This window comes from Caldalkalibacillus uzonensis, from assembly GCF_030814135.1.
Classification (GTDB): Bacteria; Bacillota; Bacilli; order Caldalkalibacillales; family Caldalkalibacillaceae; genus Caldalkalibacillus; species Caldalkalibacillus uzonensis.
In genome coordinates, this window is record NZ_JAUSUQ010000002.1 from 280,529 (window position 1) to 298,318 (window position 17,790).

The 17,790-nt window shown below is 46.8% G+C and carries 17 protein-coding genes; 6 read left to right on the top strand and 11 right to left on the bottom strand.

Annotation, left to right across the window (positions count from 1 at the left end; genetic code table 11):
* Positions 1-7: 7 nt before the first annotated feature.
* The 5 genes from J2S00_RS04205 (at position 8) to J2S00_RS04225 (ending at position 4,830) form a co-directional block, all read left to right on the top strand.
* Positions 8-1,117 carry a YheC/YheD family endospore coat-associated protein gene (locus J2S00_RS04205; protein WP_307335829.1) on the top strand — a complete coding sequence of 370 codons (1,110 nt, stop codon included), beginning with the start codon at positions 8-10 and terminating at the stop codon, positions 1,115-1,117.
* A 4-nt stretch (positions 1,118-1,121) separates the two neighbouring features.
* On the top strand, positions 1,122-2,504 hold the full coding sequence (locus J2S00_RS04210; RefSeq protein ID WP_307335831.1) for a YheC/YheD family endospore coat-associated protein: 1,383 nt from the start codon (positions 1,122-1,124) through the stop codon (positions 2,502-2,504).
* The gene (locus tag J2S00_RS04215; RefSeq protein WP_307335832.1) at positions 2,501-3,841 is read left to right on the top strand and encodes a YheC/YheD family endospore coat-associated protein; all 1,341 of its coding nucleotides are present in this window, start codon (positions 2,501-2,503) and stop codon (positions 3,839-3,841) included. The genes J2S00_RS04210 and J2S00_RS04215 overlap by 4 nt, the downstream gene beginning before the upstream one ends.
* The gene (locus J2S00_RS04220) at positions 3,819-4,286 is read left to right on the top strand and encodes a GNAT family N-acetyltransferase (RefSeq protein ID WP_307335835.1); all 468 of its coding nucleotides are present in this window, start codon (positions 3,819-3,821) and stop codon (positions 4,284-4,286) included. Before J2S00_RS04215 ends, J2S00_RS04220 begins: the two co-directional genes overlap by 23 nt.
* 88 nt (positions 4,287-4,374) lie before the next feature.
* Positions 4,375-4,830, top strand: a complete 456-nt coding sequence (locus J2S00_RS04225; protein WP_307335839.1) for an NUDIX hydrolase — start codon at positions 4,375-4,377, stop codon at positions 4,828-4,830.
* 33 nt (positions 4,831-4,863) lie between these two features.
* Here the strand turns inward: J2S00_RS04225 and J2S00_RS04230 are convergent, their stop codons facing one another.
* The gene (locus J2S00_RS04230) at positions 4,864-5,271 is read right to left on the bottom strand and encodes a C40 family peptidase (RefSeq protein ID WP_307335841.1); all 408 of its coding nucleotides are present in this window, start codon (positions 5,269-5,271) and stop codon (positions 4,864-4,866) included.
* Positions 5,238-5,768 carry a C40 family peptidase gene (locus J2S00_RS04235; RefSeq protein WP_307335844.1) on the bottom strand — a complete coding sequence of 177 codons (531 nt, stop codon included), beginning with the start codon at positions 5,766-5,768 and terminating at the stop codon, positions 5,238-5,240. Before J2S00_RS04235 ends, J2S00_RS04230 begins: the two co-directional genes overlap by 34 nt.
* A 203-nt stretch (positions 5,769-5,971) precedes the next feature.
* On the opposite strand from J2S00_RS04235, the gene J2S00_RS04240 reads away from it, so the two are divergent.
* Positions 5,972-7,354, top strand: coding sequence for a dipeptidase (locus J2S00_RS04240; protein WP_307335847.1), 1,383 nt, complete (start codon positions 5,972-5,974; stop codon positions 7,352-7,354).
* Between the two features lie 114 nt (positions 7,355-7,468).
* Here J2S00_RS04240 and J2S00_RS04245 read toward each other — a convergent pair whose 3' ends face one another.
* The 9 genes from J2S00_RS04245 to J2S00_RS04285 form a co-directional block, all read right to left on the bottom strand.
* Positions 7,469-8,248, bottom strand: coding sequence for a TraR/DksA C4-type zinc finger protein (locus J2S00_RS04245; protein ID WP_307335850.1), 780 nt, complete (start codon positions 8,246-8,248; stop codon positions 7,469-7,471).
* Positions 8,249-8,421: 173 nt separating this feature from the next.
* Positions 8,422-10,362, bottom strand: coding sequence for an asparagine synthase (glutamine-hydrolyzing) (gene asnB, locus J2S00_RS04250; RefSeq protein WP_307335853.1), 1,941 nt, complete (start codon positions 10,360-10,362; stop codon positions 8,422-8,424).
* Between the two features lie 25 nt (positions 10,363-10,387).
* Positions 10,388-11,305: a hypothetical protein gene (locus J2S00_RS04255; protein WP_307335856.1), complete on the bottom strand. Its 918-nt coding sequence runs from the start codon at positions 11,303-11,305 to the stop codon at positions 10,388-10,390.
* The gene (locus J2S00_RS04260; RefSeq protein ID WP_307335859.1) at positions 11,292-11,855 is read right to left on the bottom strand and encodes an RNA polymerase sigma factor; all 564 of its coding nucleotides are present in this window, start codon (positions 11,853-11,855) and stop codon (positions 11,292-11,294) included. Before J2S00_RS04260 ends, J2S00_RS04255 begins: the two co-directional genes overlap by 14 nt.
* A gap of 187 nt (positions 11,856-12,042) precedes the next feature.
* Positions 12,043-12,480 carry an ArsI/CadI family heavy metal resistance metalloenzyme gene (locus J2S00_RS04265; RefSeq protein WP_307335862.1) on the bottom strand — a complete coding sequence of 146 codons (438 nt, stop codon included), beginning with the start codon at positions 12,478-12,480 and terminating at the stop codon, positions 12,043-12,045.
* Positions 12,481-12,553: 73 nt separating this feature from the next.
* A complete protein-coding gene (locus tag J2S00_RS04270; protein ID WP_307335865.1) occupies positions 12,554-12,871 on the bottom strand; it encodes an ArsR/SmtB family transcription factor in 318 nt (105 codons plus the stop codon).
* 191 nt (positions 12,872-13,062) lie between these two features.
* On the bottom strand, positions 13,063-14,490 hold the full coding sequence (locus J2S00_RS04275) for a SpoVR family protein (RefSeq protein WP_307335868.1): 1,428 nt from the start codon (positions 14,488-14,490) through the stop codon (positions 13,063-13,065).
* Positions 14,491-15,651 carry a sporulation protein YhbH gene (gene yhbH / locus J2S00_RS04280; RefSeq protein WP_307335871.1) on the bottom strand — a complete coding sequence of 387 codons (1,161 nt, stop codon included), beginning with the start codon at positions 15,649-15,651 and terminating at the stop codon, positions 14,491-14,493.
* 65 nt (positions 15,652-15,716) lie between these two features.
* Entirely contained in the window at positions 15,717-17,615 is a 1,899-nt protein-coding gene (locus tag J2S00_RS04285; RefSeq protein ID WP_307335874.1) for a PrkA family serine protein kinase, read from the bottom strand.
* Between the last annotated feature and the right edge of the window lie 175 nt (positions 17,616-17,790).

The window sequence follows — 17,790 nt, forward strand, 5'->3', positions numbered from 1 at the left end:
TGGGCCTATGGTTAAACAACCCCATCTTGGCATACTGGTTGAATTTGTTTTACCCTCGGATCCCCCGTTTCCTGAAAAAGTGTTTTTCAAGCACCTTTCCCAACATGCCAAAACATTAGGCATACAGGTGACAGTCTTCTCCCCGCGCTCGATTGATTGGACCAACCGTTTGATCTGGGGCTACCGCTATGATGAAAACAAGGCAAGGTGGAAAAAAGGAACCTATCCTTTTCCCACGATGATCTATGATCGCATTTTTTACCAGAGTCGCCAACATGTACGTGATGTGGCTCCGGTGATCAAACGTTTACAACAAAACTATAGTGTTCTTTTACTAGGCAAGGGATTGCCTGGAAAATGGAAGGTTTACAACATGCTGAAGGATGATGAGAACCTAGCCCCCTTTTTGCCGGAAACATTTCTTTTTCGCCCGGGTTCATTGTGGAGAAAGAAACTGGTGCAACATGAAGCACTTTTTTTTAAGCCGTCTTCCGGTACACATGGCAAAGGTGTCCTCAAAGTGATAATAGCTGAGGGCCGCATCCATGTTCAGGGACGGACATGGCACAATCACTTGCTGCAAACCAGCTTTCCCTCCTTTACGCCCTGCGAAATGTGGTTAAAAAAATATGTTGGACAGCGCCAATATATTGTCCAGCCTTATCTGCAACTGACCACTCCCGACGAGACCCCATTTGATATGCGTATTTTGTTGCAAAAAAACGACAAGGGAGAATGGACAGAAACGGGAAAAGTGATTCGTGCAGGTCAAAAAGGAAAGCTGACATCCAATTTGCATGGCGGAGGAACGGCAGTAGAGGTCAGTCCCTTTTTAAACAAGTATTATCGACCTGAACAAGTGAAAGATATTTATGCACAGTTAAAGCTTTTAACCAAACGCCTTCCTTACCAATTGGAAATGAAACACGGTCCCTTGCTGGAGTTGGGCATCGATGTGGGCATTGAGCGTACAGGTAAAGTGTGGTTATTGGAAGTCAACTCCAAACCCGGACGGCGCTCCTTCCGTCTCAGTCGTGATTATGAAGCGTTGGCTAACGCCATCTATGCACCGGCTAAATATGCAAGCTATGTTTTTCATGCTTTGAAGGGAGTTTAAAACGATGGGAATACTCATCACTGGCCGCATCCACAAGCACACCTCATCACAACGTACTGTCTTCTTAAGTCCGGAACTGTTCTCCACGGTTCAAGGCACAAGGGAGATCACACTCGTTTACGGACAACAAAAAGTGAAAGCCCGTGTCAGAAGATCACCTTATCCATCTCGCGTTTTTGTTTCTGCTAATTTGTGGCGCACCCTAAAGATCCCTTTTCCCGGAAAGCTCCATTTTCATCTTCAATCCGGTCAGCTGTCTATTGGTCCATTGGTTGGCATCTTAACCACCGGTGTCACCCATTATGACGCTTCCCCCATCGGCGGACGCACCAACTTTATGCGCCGCTTTTTAATGGCCAGCCAGGATGTACCGGCCTCCTATTTTGTCTTTTCACCGCAAGATATTTCTTACTTAAGAAAAGAAATCAACGGATACTTTTTGATCAAAGACAAAACCGGCAAACTCAGTTTCCGCCGCTTTCGGGTCCCGTTTCCCCATGTGGTTTATAACCGGGTGCCCAACCGGGTGCAGGAACGGTCAGCGGCGGTCTCTTGGGCTAAAACAGCCCTTGAAAAAGAAGGTGTGCGCATCTTTAATCCCGCTTTTTTTAACAAGTGGACGATCCATGAAAAGATTCATCATGTGGAGGAGGTGCAGCACTACATTCCTGAAACGATTTTTAACCCTGATACCGGCCAGATCGCCCGGATGTTGAATACCTATCACATGGTGTACCTCAAACCGTCCTCGGGCAGCTTAGGCCTGGGCATCGCCCAGTTCTACCACTTGCCGGGCAGAGGTTATTTCCTCCGCTACCGGCGCAGAAATGAAAACAAACTATTTCGTTTTAAAAACCTCTCTAAAGCCATTCAACACTTTATGCGGCACAAATCATCCAAAACCTACATCGTTCAGCAAGGGATCCCCTTAATGACCTTAGACGGGCGGCAGATCGATTTTCGGGTGCATACCAACAAGAACAGACATGGGCAGTGGGAGGTGACAGCCATTGCCGCCAAACTGGCTGGCAAAGGAAGTGTGACCACCCATATGCGTACGGGAGGCAAGGTACTGTCACCCCATGCAGCCATAAAAAAATGCTTTCCCCTGCACCAGCAACAACGCGTTCTTTTAGAGCTTGAAGAGGCTGCACTGGCCTTATCCCGTGCCATCGACCAGGAAATTGAAGGATATATCGGCGAACTCGGCTTTGATATCGGCATTGACCAAAGCGGTCATCCATGGATGTTTGAAGCCAACTCCAAGCCGGGGCGCCATGTATTCACCCATGCCAGCTTAAAAGAGAGTGAGGTATTGACCCGGCAAAAGATTTTAGAATACGCCCTCTACTTGGCGGAGTTTACCACTGAGGATGTGAGACCATGATGGGCATGAAGAAAGCAACAATCGCCTATTCCCCTGCCAATCAAACATGGTATTTGTTAACCAAAACAAAGTCGGGACAAACAAGAAACCGTTTCATCTATTGGGGAGCCAACCGCATGCCCCTCAAGCTGCGCTTGACCCGGCCCCCTCTCTATTTCTACCCCAAGCCCCTCACCATCAATGCTTTTATTCACATTGAAAAAGGAAAGCCTCTGCTTGGTCCCTTGGTGGGCATCCTAACTGTTCGGGGAGAACACGGCTCGTTTATCGGTTCGAAGCCTAACTTTATTGATGTGATCAAAACCGGACGGTACAAAGGGGGGATTGTCTTTGTCTTTACCCCTGAAAATGTGAACTGGCTCACAGAAGAAGTCAAGGGCTATCTGTACCATCCGCAGCTAAAAAAATGGCTGTCCTGTCAATTTCCTTTGCCCAATGTGGTGTACAACCGTATTCCCTTGCGCTCGTTTGAGCGTAAAAGTGAAGTTCGGGCATGCCTGCAGTCCCTGGAGAAACATCCCAAAATCACCTTGTTTAACCCTTGTTTTTTTGATAAAGAAGAGCTGTTCCGGCTGCTCAAAGACGAATCTGAGGCAGCCGCCTATCTCCCCCGCACACAGCCTTTAGATGACAAGGAGCGTTTGTCTGAGATGATCCACGAGCACCGGAATGTGTATTTGAAACCAACCAGAGGCAAAGCAGGAAAAGGTATTTTTAAAGCATGTTATGACGATGCCCATGGGCGCTATGTGCTGTTCTTCCATCAAGGCTTGAAAACCAAACGGCTATGGACAACTTCTTTCCAGAGGTTGTGGAGCGGATTCCAAAAATTAAAGATCGATTCCCCGTATATCATCCAGCAAGCCATTGATCTGGCCCAGGTGGAAGGATGTCCATTTGATATACGCACACTGATCCAAAAAAACAAATACGGGAAATGGGGTGTCACTGGCATCGGTGTCCGTGTGGCCGGCACAAACCGCATTACCACCCATGTGCCCCAAGGTGGGAGAATAGAAGATCCAGATCAGGTCCTGCCCCAGGTGTTCACCCGGGAACAGACGGAAAAGATCAAAACTGAAGTTAAACATTTGGCTTTACTGGTGGCCACAGAGTTGGAACAACATTATCATCATCTTGGTGAGATGTCTCTGGATATTGGCGTTGACAGCCAAGGCCAGTTGTGGCTGTTTGAAGCCAATGCCAAACCCATGAAATTTGATGAACCGCATATCCGGCGTAAATCTCTGGAGAATTTGATCGAATATGCCCAATACCTTACCTTTAAAACATACCGTAAAGGGGTTAGTACTAATGAAACTGCACAAGCTAACTAGTGCGCAAGTGGAGAAATACCGCCGTGCCTTAATCACCTTTCTTAAACGGCATGGAGACCGGCGGATTACGCGTACTGGGATCAACTGGCTGGAACAAGCGGACGCTACCCAGCTTTCCTCTGCAGGAACGCTTGTTTTATGTGCACTCAAAGAAAAAAAATTGATTGGTTTATTAATTGTATCCAATTATGGGATTGATGAATCGTATATAGCCGTTCATCAGCACTACCGCGATAAGGACATTGCCAAACAAATAGTTCAATACGCGATCCATTCCCTGGGTAAATTATACGGACGGGTAGCCCTGGATAATATCCCCAGTTTAAAGGTTTGCCTGGCCAATGACATGGTGGCCTTTCACCTGTTTACCGGTCCAACCGGCAAACTCACACTGTGGGTTGGGGGAGGAGATTGGACAAAAGAAGATGTCCTTCCGTACAGCTGAAGCACTTTCTTACAGTTGATCACATTTTTTGATAGAATAAGAGAAACAGAAATTAACGCAATTTTTGCTTAGGGGACGGAGTGATCAGATGCGAAATGATTTTGTAGCTACAGGCGTTGTCTTTAACCGGCAAAAGGACAAAGTTTTACTCGTCTATCACAATAAGCTTAAAAAATGGCTGCCTCCCGGAGGTCATTTGGAACCTAATGAACTCCCCCATGAAGGCGCGTTACGAGAAGTGTGGGAGGAAACGGGAGTGAAGGCAAGCTTGATTCTGTCTGGAGAGCAGTTTGAGATAGAGGAAGAGGTGGAATCACAGCTGCCCACTCCCTACTTGATCTTACACGAGTATATTCCCTCAACCCCCACCGAAGAAGCCCACATGCACGTGGATTTCATCTATCTGATGGAGGTTGAGGAGGAAGCACAGCTGGATATCCACCCCAGGGAGGTAAAAGAAGCAAGATGGATGACGCTGGATGAGGTTCAGCGCTGTGATACCTTTGACAGTGTCATCAAAATTTGCCAGCGCCTAATGAAATGACCAAAATCTGATGAAATCAATGCAATCCTGAGCTTAACGAATGACACGCTTGGCACCCATATAGGTTTCCCGCCAGGTGCGGTCTGTAATGCGGTCATAAGTGACACCAGGGCTGCCCCAGGTATGAATGATCTTGCCATCACCGGCATAAATGGCCACGTGGCCAACATTCCCTTCACCAGTTGACCGGGTCCAGAAGAATAACAGGTCCCCTTTCTCCCATTCTCCCCAGCGTACATAAGTGCCTACCTGGGACTGTTGTCGTGAAGAACGGGGAAGCTGGATACCGTTTTCAGCAAAAACGGTTTGAGTAAACAGGGAGCAGTCAAAGTAGCCTGATCCTGGTTTGGCCCCATACCGATAGGGCGTTCCCAAATATTTTTCGGCGGTTCTAATGATGTTATCGGCTAGATTGGACGCTTTATCGTGTGCAGCAGGCACTTCCCTGGATGGGGATTGGTCTTGAACGGCCGGATTGTTGATATAGCGTTTAGCAACCAGGAAATCCGGGCCCATTTGGTATTAACAGAATGGAGACGGACGCCATTTGTTGAAGGCAGAGAGGCAATGGCTTGCATATTTCCCATGTATAGCGCACTGATTGAAGGATTGCCGCGGGAATCTTTGAATATAAGCACATCCCCGGGCTGCAAGTTGGAGACACTAATGGTCTGGCCGCCACGAGCCTGATCCTTGACGGTGCGGGGGATGGTTATCCCTTGCTGCTGGTGCAGGTAATAAATCAAGCCTGAAGCATCAAACCCTTGACTGGGATTTGTCCCCCCAAACTGATAGGGTGTTCCTATTAATGTTTTGGCCTCGCGGGCCATCGCATCACCGACAGACTGTGCCTCACCTGTTGGTACATTAACAATAAGGGAGACTGCCAGCAATACAACAAAACTCCAGAAGAACGTTGGCCTCCTGACGTTGATCATTGTACCCCTCCGTCTCTTGTATGGTGTCAGAATTAACAGATTTACAACTACTATCTTACTAGATTCACCGGAACAAAAGGCTTAGTAATTGTTGCCAAGGTGATATGTGCCAATGAGACCGAGGAGTGCTGCCCGAACCCGGCTTTGAGCCGTTTGTTTTGGTTACAATGGAAAGAGAGCCCAGTACTCAGGAGGGAACTAACGTGAACAAGCAACTGAAAAAGGTCTTGCAAAGCAAAAGGGACCAGCATTTGGAAGAACTGAAAGCATTTCTGCGCATCCCCAGTATCAGTGCCTTGTCGGAACATAAACGAGATGTGCAACAGGCAGCAGAATGGTTGGCCCAGTCCTTGAAAAAAGCTGGCTTGGAAAATGTACGCGTCATGGCCACCAAGGGGCATCCTGTGGTTTACGGGGACTGGCTGCATGCCGAAGGTAAGCCAACGGTATTGATTTATGGCCACTATGATGTGCAGCCTGTTGATCCCCTTGATTTATGGGAAACGCCTCCTTTCGAACCTGACATCAGAGATAACAAAATTTATGCCCGTGGGGCCAGTGATGATAAAGGACAAACCTTCATGCATATAAAAGCCGTGGAGACTCTTTTACAAATTGAAGGCCGCCTGCCGGTCAATATCAAGTTTTGTATTGAAGGAGAAGAGGAGATTGGCAGTCCTAACCTGGATCCCTTTGTTGCTGAACATCGGGAATTGCTGCAGGCTGATGTACTTGTTGTGTCCGATACGCCCATGCTTGAAAAAGGGAAACCCACCGTTTGCTATGGATTAAGGGGGTTGTGTGGTTTACAGATTGATGTGCAAGGCCCAAAAAGGGATTTACATTCAGGACTCTTTGGCGGGGGCGTGCAGAATCCGATTCATGCTCTGGTACACATCTTGGATTCTATGCGTAATGAAAAGGGAGAAATCACCATTGAAGGTTTCTACGACCGGGTGCAGCCAATAACAGACGAAGAAAGAGAAGCGTATCGCGCTTTACAGTTTAATGAAGAAGAGGTGCGCCAAGAGTTGGACGTCCCCGAGCTGTTTGGAGAACAAGGATACTCCTTCCTGGAGCGGACTTGGGTCAGACCAACGTTAGAGGTAAACGGTATCTATGGTGGATTCCAAGGTGAGGGGATCAAAACCGTTCTGCCGGCCCAGGCCCATGCCAAAATCACTTGCCGTCTTGTCCCTGATCAAGACCCGGAAGAGATCACCCGTTTAATTCAGCGGCACATTGAAAAACATACCCCCCCTGGTGTCAAAGTATCCACCCAGCTGTTTGACAAAGGTAAGCCCTTCTTGACACCCTTTGACCACCCAGCCATTCAAGCCGCTGGACGGGTACTGGAAAAAGCCTATGGGGTCTCCCCGGCCTATACGCGGATGGGAGGTTCGATTCCGATTGTGGAAACATTCCACAGTTTGTTAAATTTACCAGCCGTGCTGATGGGCTTTGGTCTGCCCAGCGAAAACTTCCATGCCCCTAACGAACATTTCCATCTGGAAAATTTTGATCAAGGGTTGGTTGCTTTATGCTACTATTGGTTTGAACTGGAGAAAGCGCTTGGCCAACAATAGCGTTTAATGTAACAAGGGGGAGCATCGTGCTCCCCCGAATCTTTGTTGTTACCCCATGCTTGCTGTGTGTTTTCACATATCCCTTTTGATCGATCTTGCAGTGTTTTTGCAATTTCAGCTTTTTTTCCGTCGATAATCTGGATCCTGATCCTGTTCCGGCTCATCCTCATTCACTACATCAATAAGACCACTATCTTCTACTACAGAGGTAACGCCGTGTTCATCCAGGTATGTTTCATACACCTCATGTTCCTCGTTAACGCCAATATAGTTTCCTTCCATGTCGGTTATCAGAAACTCTTCCACATCCTCTGCGGCACCCACCCGTTCATCAGATTCAGCAAACATCTCTTCATACTCTTTGGCTGGATCATAAAAGTCCGAGGGAGTGTCAGATGATCCATGGGCCGCTGCGCTTTGCCAGGCATCCTCCGCATCGAAAACAACCACATCCTGGTCATCATATTCAAAACGGCCAAACGGGGGTTCTAAAATATCTTCCTCAGCCGGCCTTTTTTTTGAGACGAAGGTATCGGCTGCATGGGCTTTACAACGGGTTGTTGCTGGCACGGCTTGCAAACGCTCGAAGGGAATCTCCCTGCCGCACACCTCACATATCCCGTAAGTACCTTCATCCATGGCCCGTAAAGCCCGTTCCACATCGGCCAATTCTTGCTCCGCATGTTCATTAAGAGCCACATCCTTGGCCCGCTCATATTCTTCTGTCCCCAGATCACCGGGATGGTTATCATAATTGGAAAGTTCCCCCACCGATTCCTTGACCAATTCCTGTTCCTGCCCAAAATGCTCATTATAAGCCAGCTGGTGCCGTAATTCACGCAAACGGGTCAACAGGATTGTATGCAGTTCACGCTTTTGATCTTCCGTTAACATATGATGCACCTCTCTGTGCCAGTTAGGTTTTGTCCATAGTATGACCCTAATTGGTTTGATTAGTGCACCGAATTTTGGAAAAGGGATTGCTCAAAGGGTATGAAGCATGCCGTTTCCGCTCATACTAAAGCCAGTTCAATCACTATGTGATGATCAAAGATAGGAATAGCAGCTCATCCAACATGAACCATTGAATCAATTGTGTCATGGTCAGCAGTAAATGAAAATTTCTTTTCAATAAAAATCTGATGCCAGATCATAAACACCAGCACGGCCCACAAATATCGGCTGAGATCTCCTTTTCCTTTGTGACTGACCCAGCGCTGCCGGACAGATTGGTCAAAGCTGCCTTCCCGGTGGGTTTCAAGTTGCTTTAAGACATATTCTTTGTTAAGGAGATGATCTGTTTCACTCTCCCTGATGAGCGACCATGCCCAATCAAACAACTCATCCTTGAGCCAGTGTCTGAGAGGAACCGGGAAGCCCAATTTGGGACGGTGCAAAATATGTTCAGGTACAATCCCCTTCATCGCTTCCCGCAGCAGATGTTTTGTCGTTTGTCTGGTCACTTTCAACTCAGCGTGCAACTTGGCAGCAACCATAAACACTTGCCTGTCTAGAAAGGGAACCCTTAATTCTAAGGAATGGGCCATGGACATCCTGTCCGCCTTGGCCAGAATGTCCCCCCTTAACCAGGTGTGTAAATCAATATACTGCATTTGAGTCACAGGATCGTAACCAGCGACCTGCTGATACAGGGGGTTGGTCAAGCGGGAATACACATACTCTGCACAGTAACGTTTCAGCAACTCCCTTTTTTCCGTTTCCTCAAAGAGTTTGGCATTGCCGATATAACGCTCTTCCTGTGGTGTACAGCCTCTGAGAATATAATTTTTTCCTTTGATCTGGTCAGGCAAGGACAAAGCAATGTGTTTAAGGATCCGCCTCATAGCAGCCGGGAGAGCGGATATATACCTCAGGGAAAGAGGTTCACGGTAGATCCCATAACCCCCGAACAGTTCATCAGCCCCCTCCCCGGACAAAACCACTTTAACCTGTTTGCTGGCTTCCCGGGCAACAAAATAAAGGGGAATGGCAGCCGGATCAGCGACAGGATCATCCATGTGCCAGATAATCCTGGGCAATTCCTGCACAAATTCCTCCGGGCTGATCACATAAGTGTGATGTTCAACCCCCAGGGCTTCTGCCGTTTGGGCGGCAACATCCACTTCACTGAATCCTGGCTGTTCAAAGCCGACGGTAAAGGTTTTTAAGTGAGGATTAATCTCCTTGGCCAAAGCGGTAATACAGGTTGAATCAATCCCCCCGGATAAAAAGGCGCCAACTGGTACATCACTGCGCATATGCACCGCGACAGAGTCCTGCAACACCTTTCTTATATCATGGGCCAGCTGATCTTGAGATTTTTTAACCGGAGAAAAAATCGGCTTCCAGTACTCGTGCATCACCAGCGGTTGTCCTGTTTTTTTCCAAAAGAAATGACCAGGTTGCAACTTCCTTATGTTGGGCACCATGCTCATTGGTTCTGGCACATACTGATAGGTCAGATAGTCTTGCAAGGCCTCCTGATTTAATGCCGCTTCTTGTACGGATGCCAACAAACTTTTCGCTTCCGAAGCAACATAAAAGACATTCTCAGTTTCCAAGTAATAAAACGGCTTGATGCCAAAGGGATCTCTGGCTCCAAACAGGGTTTGAGTCTGTCTGTCATAGATGACAAAGGCAAACATGCCCCTCAGGTCATGAACCGCCTTTTCTTGCTTTTCTTTAAACAAAGCCAGAATCACTTCTGTATCGGATGAAGTCTGAAAGTGGTGGCCCCTGTCCCGTAAACGCTCCCTTAATTCAATATAGTTGTAAATTTCTCCGTTAAACACAATCCAGTACCGCCCGTCGGCATCGCTCAAGGGCTGGTGTCCCTGTTCAATATCGATAATGCTGAGCCGTCTGAAACCCAGCATGACGGTCTCATCTGTATAATATCCTACATCATCGGGCCCGCGGTGCCTGATCACATCCACCATGCTGTGCAAGTCCGCCTCACTGCTATCTGCCCCATGATGATCGCGCATCAGTCCTACAAATCCACACATGGCTGTTGCCTCCTTTTAGCAGCTTTTATTTGCTTTGCAAGGGCTCGCCCGTATTCCAGAACCACTCAGCCAAGATGACATCCGTTCTGGGTCCCCAGCCGTCCCCAGCCTCATCTATAAATTCACTATGCACATAAAACAACTGATCCTGATATCTGCCAAGGTGAACCTCACCTGTTTGGTCCTGAGGATAAAACAAGTAAGAATGAACTGCCCACTCCGGCAAATATTGTCTCTCCTCCTCATCACGGGGCAATGTTTCAAACTGACGACCTTGGATCACGTGCTGTACAATATACTCCTCTGCTTGTTCCCGAGTTGTGTGGGGTGGGAAAAACATGACTTTCATCATGCCGTAGTCATTTCCTGCTGGAGCTAAACGCACACCGTATAAGTCGTTCTCCTCCAGATACTCGGCTTGCCAGTCTTCTGGTATATACGTGGTGAAAGGAATGCGATTATACTGAACAAGGTGGAATGTCTGGAGTTCTTCCATCCCTTCAATTTCCATAATGATTTCCTGCGTTGGAGGACGGTCAGTAGCAACGGATGACTCCTCAGAAGGTTCTTGGAAGTTAGGCTGTCCATCAGCAGGATTCTCCGCCTGATACTCTTCAGGTTGAGCCATCGGCTCCGTGGTGCCCGGCCCCTGATCAGCTTGATGGGGAAATTGACCCTGATCATCAGATTGGATAAGGAATTGAAACACCAGGAAAACAGCCGCAGCGGTCACAGCGGCATAAGCTAAGGCGTCACGTACCCAGCGAACCACACGTTTTCTTTTGGCCTTTTTCCGGGCTTGTTCAATGCCGGCTAACGCAAACTGAAAACTTCTTTCCTTAAATTCCTCCGTTGGCTCCACTTTAAGTTCACGCATCAGCTTTTCAAGCGTCCTTTCCTCTAAATGTCTTTTTCGCTTTCCGTTATGTCTAAGGTTGTTCATCTTCTTCGTTCACCTCACTTCTGATCAGCGCGGCCAGTTTCTTCTTGGCCCGGTTTTGCAACGATTTTATGGCCAATGTGGTTCTTGACATAATCTTTGCGGTCTCATCGATCGAAAACCCTTCCACAAAGCGCAAGTAGATGACAGTCCTGTCATCAACGGACAATTGTTGAAGTCCGCGCAAAATCTGTTCCCGCAACGAGTGGCGCAGCACTTCGCCTTCCACCGAACGCTGTTCGGGAACCTGCAGCACTTGTTCCTCGTTGAGCCAGATCTTTTCATTGTCTTTTTTATATTTACGGTGGTAGTCAATCACCACCCGCCGGCCGATGGCAAACAGCCAGGTTTTAAAACTGGATTTCCCCTGAAAGCTGGCCAAATTGACGGCCATCTTATACATCACGTCTTGGGCCACTTCTTCAGCCCGGTGATAATCACCTGTTTGCGTGTAAGCATATTGAAAAACCTGACCAATATACCGGTCATGCAATTGGCGCAAGGCATCATCATCCCCTTGCAAAGCCAGTTCGACCAACATTTCATCCCTCAATGACGATGCACCTCGCTTTCTCGTACCCCATTAGACGTAATAAGTCAAAAAAAGTTTCGCACCCGTAACACAGAGAATAAAAAAACTATCATGAGGATGGCCTGCCTATATTTGCCATCACGCTCATGATAGTATTCGTGATTTTTAAACGGATGTCCTTCCTATCATAGGAAATTTTTTCAAACTATTAGCAACAAGATGTTTGAGACTTCTCCGCATTAGTTGGGCAACAAGCTGAATTCTGGGTGATCTGGTGGTCATTCATATCCGTTTTAGTATAGAAAAATTCCCATTCATTTCCGTCCGGATCAGTCACCCAAAACTTATCCTGCCGGGCGTAACAACATGTGGTGTCATACTCTTCCCTTACCTCTAACCCCAAGGAGCAAATCCTCTCCAATTCAGCTTGCAGCTCTTCTTGGCTGCTGACCTGCAGGCCGAAATGGCCCACTTGGTTGCCCTCAACGCGGTCTCTCAGGTTCAGCGTAAAATTCAATTTAAGATGTTGCGGAAGAAACTTGGCATAATCTTGTTTCACTTTAACCGGCTGCTCCCCAAACAGCTGCTGATAAAAGTGAATCGATTTTGCTAAATCAGTCACATTTAAACCAATATGAACGTTCAATGGGTATCCTCCTTATATCAAAAAAATTTGATTTAAAAAAGTGAAAAGAAAGACCTCTTGATACTTATCCCGGTTAACAACAGGGGCGGAACAGACAACATAATTCCTCAGACAAGAGATGCTTGATGGCCTCCGTATTGATGCCGTAATAGCTCCATGTTCCTTTGGTTTCTTTGTCAATCAAGCCGGCATCAAGCAAAATTTTTAGATGGTATGAGAGTTTGGACTGGGGCATGTCAAACAGTTCACACATATCACAAACGCAAATTTTACCTTTCTTACACAGTTGATACAATATTTCCAACCGTTTGCGGTCAGCCAATGCTTTAAATTTTTTTTCATAAGCTAATGTTTGTTCTAAGGGGGGCTCAATTAAAACTGACTTGCTCATTCCCCTCCCTCCTTTAATCAAATTTTCTTGATTTAATCTTATTTTAATCCACGGCTTAACTTTTAACAACCCCTTAAATCAAAAAAAATTGATATAGATGTTAAAAAAGAGCCTGATACAGCAGGCGTCCTAAGCAAGAATAACCGGTTTTGTTTTTCTCGATTTTCCACACCTTGTTAATGAAATCCCTGTTAGAGAAAACGCCGGTGTGTTCGTTCGCCATCATAACTGAATATGGCGTGTTTTTTGTCGACCACGGTTTGTAAATGGACAGGCCTGCCCCACAATTGATACACATAGGGCAGTGTTTTGTCCAGATACTTCAGATCCAGTTCGATGCCTTCGTAGTAATGTTTGAGAAACAATTCCCCTTTGCGGCCATAATCGGCATCTTCCACCATGATATAGGGAAAGCCCCCGTTGACCCGCATGCTTACTAGCTGGTCTCGTACATGCTCCCAATCTTTATCTGTGATGGTGTACTCATTCCCCTTCTTCTGAAACACATACAGGTCCAGTTCTTCCACCAGTTCTTTGGTCAAATAGTTGCGCAAAAAGGAAATATCCGAGTCCAGTTCCCGCACTTCAAATAGTTTGTTGCGCCCCTGCCCCGGTTTCCGTCCGTACCGCTCCTGCTCTTCCTTGGTCGGATTGTCCCAGCGTTTTTCAATATCTTCAAACATTTTGTACCCCAGGTAATAGGGATTGATACTGGTACGGGAAGGGGCCAGCACCGATGCATTCAGTTTTGCGAATTCGATCGCTTCTTCTTCGGACAAATCAAGTTCACGCAAAATGCGCACATGCCAGTAGGAAGCCCAGCCTTCATTCATGATTTTGGTTTCAAGCTGGGGCCAAAAATAGAGCATTTCCTCTCTGAGCATGGTCATGATATCACGCTGCCAGTCTTCCAGCTCAGGACTGTGTTCCTCCAGAAATAAAATCAAATCTTTTTCAGGTTCCTCCGGAAAGCGTTTGTATCTTGTAAAACGGGGTTTAGGTTCCGGTTTTTTGTTCAGTTCATCCAACGCCCACAAATCATCATAAGGCCCTTGCTTTTTGGGCACTGATTTCTGTTCCTTTTCCTCTTTGTTCTGGTTCAAACGGAGACGCGGACGCAACAGAGACGGGTCAATATGTTCCTGAATGGCCAGTACGGCATCCAAAAATTTCTCCACTTCATCTTTTCCATACTCAATCTCATAGGCTCTGATCCGTTCCGCACTGGCCGCCATGCTTTCGACCATGTCCCGGGAGGTATTGGAAAAGCGGATATTATTTTTAAAAAAGTCACAATGAGCCAGCACATGGGCCACAATTAATTTATTTTGGATCAGACTGTTGCCTTCTAATAAAAAAGCGTAGCAGGGATTGGAGTTGATGACCAGTTCATAAATTTTGCTTAACCCAAGATCATACTGCATCTTCATTTTATGAAAGGCTTTGCCAAAGCTCCAGTGAGAATAACGGGTGGGCATGCCATAAGCACCAAAGGTATAGATAATATCAGCGGGACAAATTTCATAACGCATAGGGTAAAAGTCCAAGCCGAATCCTTCGGCAATCTCAGTAATCTCCGCTATGGCTCTTTCAAGCTCTCTCTTTTCTTCCGGGGTCATTCAGACCACCTCTTCTTCACGTTTGGCAAATATGGTTTTCAGGGCGCTGTACACATCGCTTTTATCCCGAATAATGGCGTAGCGAAAGCGTGGATCACGGATATTCTGATAAGCCGACATGAGCGTGGAGCGCCGCTGGTATTGGTTGACCTCCCCATACCCGAACATATTGGAACGCTCCATCAGTTTGTGCACCAGTTTCAGACAACGTTCATTATCTGAGGTTAAATTGTCCCCATCTGAAAAGTGGATGGGATAAATATTGAACCTCTGGGGATCAAAGCGTTTTTCAATCACGTCCAGGGCTTTACTGTAGGCGGACGAACAAATGGTTCCACCACTCTCTCCTTTGGTGAAAAACTCTTCTTCCGTCACCTCTTTAGCCTCAGTATGATGAGCGATATACACCATCTCCACTTTTTCATACTTGCGGCGCAAGAAACGTACCATCCAGAAAAAGAAGCTGCGTGCACAAAACTTTTCAAACAGGCCCATTGACCCGCTCGTATCCATCATGGCAATGATCACTGCATTGGAATGAGGCTGGATAATCTCTTCCCATGTTTTGAAGCGCAAATCATCAACAGAGATTTTAAACAGGTTTTTCTTTCCTTGCAAGGCGTTGCGCCGGATGGCGGCCAAGATGGTGCGTTTTTTGTCGATGTTGCCCATCAGTCCTTTTTTACGAATATCATTGAAGCGGATATCTTCCACCGTAATTTGATCCTGTTCTTTAGGCTTCAGATGAGGAAGTTCCAACTCCTCAAAAAGAATTTGTTCCAATTGGTCCACATCGACTTCAGCCTCATAATAATCAACACCGGGCACATCGCCAGCTCCACTGCCTTGACCCTGCCCCGCCTGGTCCGGATTTCCGTCGCGGGCAATCACATCACCAACCTGGCTTTTCCCATCCCCCTGGCCTACATGTTTTTGTTTATTATGGTTATACCGAAACCGGTACTCATCCAGTGAGCGGATCGGGATTTTGACCACTTCCCGGCCGTTGGACATAATGATGCTTTCTTCAGTGACCAAATCGGCCAGATTTTTTTTGATCGCTTCCTTCACTTTCTCCTGATGGCGGTGCTGGTCCTCATAACCCTTGCGGTGCAAAGACCAGTCATCTTGTGAGACAATAAACTGACGGGAGCGGCTCATCATCATCCCTCCTTTCCGGTGTGATCAAAAACGCCGATGACTTTACACCACACTTGTCGTGGCGTTTAACGGTTGAGCAAGCTGCCCACATAGCGCAGCAGATCGTTGGCCGAAGCGGTGGTATAGCCGTGTTCTTCCACCAGACGCTTAATCACTTCATTGATTTTTTTCAACTGATTTTCATCCGGGGTTTTGGATGAGGTGGTAATTTTAACAACATCCTTCAAATCAGCAAACAACTTTTTCTGAATGGCCTCGCGCAGGCGTTCGTGGGAATTGTAATCAAATTTTTTCCCTTTTCTGGCATAAGCGGAAATGCGGATCAGAATCTCTTCGCGGAACGCTTTCTTGGCATTTTCAGAGATGCCGATTTGCTCTTCGATGGAACGCATCAACTTTTCATCGGGATCCAGTTCTTCACCGGTAATAGGGTCACGGATTTTTTGCCAGTTACAGTAAGCCTCGACGTTGTCCAGATAGTTATCAAGCAAGGTTTTGGCCGACTCTTCATACGAATAAACAAATGCTTTTTGCACTTCTTTTTTGGCCAATTCATCGTATTCTTTACGGGCTACAGAAATGAAATTAAGATATTTTTCACGCTGTTCCTTAGTGATCGACGGATGGGTATCCAACCCTTCTTTCAAAGAACGCAACACATCCAGAGCGTTGATATAACCTTTATCGGTGCTGATCAAGGCGCTGGAGATCCGGTTGATCACATAGCGAGGATCAATGCCGCTCATGCCCTCATCCGGATGTTCATTGCGCAGTTCTTCCAGATCGGCTTCTTTAAAGCCGTCCACTGCCTTCCCGTCGTACAATTTGAGTTTTTTCAACAGATCAACACCGTGCTTCTTTGATTCTTTCAAGCGGGTCAAAATGGAGAAGATGGCGGCGGCACGCAAGGTGTGAGGGGCGATGTGTTTGTCTACGACGTCACTTTGCTTAATCAGTTTTTCGTAAATTCGTTCTTCTTGTGTTACAGACAGGTTATAGGGAATAGGCATAACGATCATGCGGGATTGTAAGGCTTCATTTTTCTTGTTGCTGATAAAGGCCCGGTACTCCGCTTCGTTGGTGTGGGCCACAATCAGTTCGTCTGCGCTAATGAGGGCAAAACGGCCGGCTTTGAAATTCCCTTCCTGAGTCAGTGACAGCAAATTCCACAGGAATTTTTCGTCACATTTTAACATCTCCTGAAACTCCATCAGCCCCCGGTTGGCTTTGTTCAGCTCGCCGTCAAAGCGATAAGCCCTGGGATCTGATTCCGATCCATATTCCGTAATGGTGGAGAAGTCGATGCTTCCGGTCAAGTCGGCTATATCCTGGGATTTGGGATCTGAAGGGCTGAAGGTACCAATTCCTACCCGCTTGGATTCCGATAAGAATACGCGTTCGACGATGACGTCTTCCACTCGGCCGTGATACTCTTCTTCCAGTCTCAACTGACAAGCTGGACACAACTCGCCTTCGATTTTAACACCATATTCCTGTTCAAATTCAGGCCTTAGCTCAGGAGGAATCAGGTGCAGGGGTTCTTCATGCATAGGACACCCCTTGATTCCGTATAAGGCCCCTTCATCAGTACGTGAAAACTGTTCCAGCCCTTTTTTCAACAGCGTCACAATGGTAGATTTCCCCCCGCTGACAGGTCCCATCAGCAGCAAAATCCGCTTCCTGACATCCAAGCGCTTGGCAGCTGAATGAAAATACTCTTCCACCAAACGCTGAATCGCTTTTTCCAATCCATATATTTCACGGCTGAAGAAAAGATACTCTTTCGTACCATCTTCTTTTTCTTCCATTCCGGCATGTTTGATCATGTTATATACCCTGGCATGGGCTGTACAGGCTACATGAGGCCGTTTTTTGACAATTTCCAAATACTCCGCAAATGTCCCTTCCCAACGCAGCTTTTCCTCTCTCTCGCGCTGAGCCGCAATCCGTTTTAAAATATCCATAAAGGACCTCCCCTCCCTGTAGTCATAAGTGTCCCTGCCCCTAAAAAGGTTTATTATCACTATATTCAGGTATCAGCGAAAAATGATTACGCAGGTTTTTAGAGTAAGGTTAATACTAATCTATGCAGTGCATAGACATGTAGCTACTTGTATAAAGTTTATTTTTGTCCAAAAA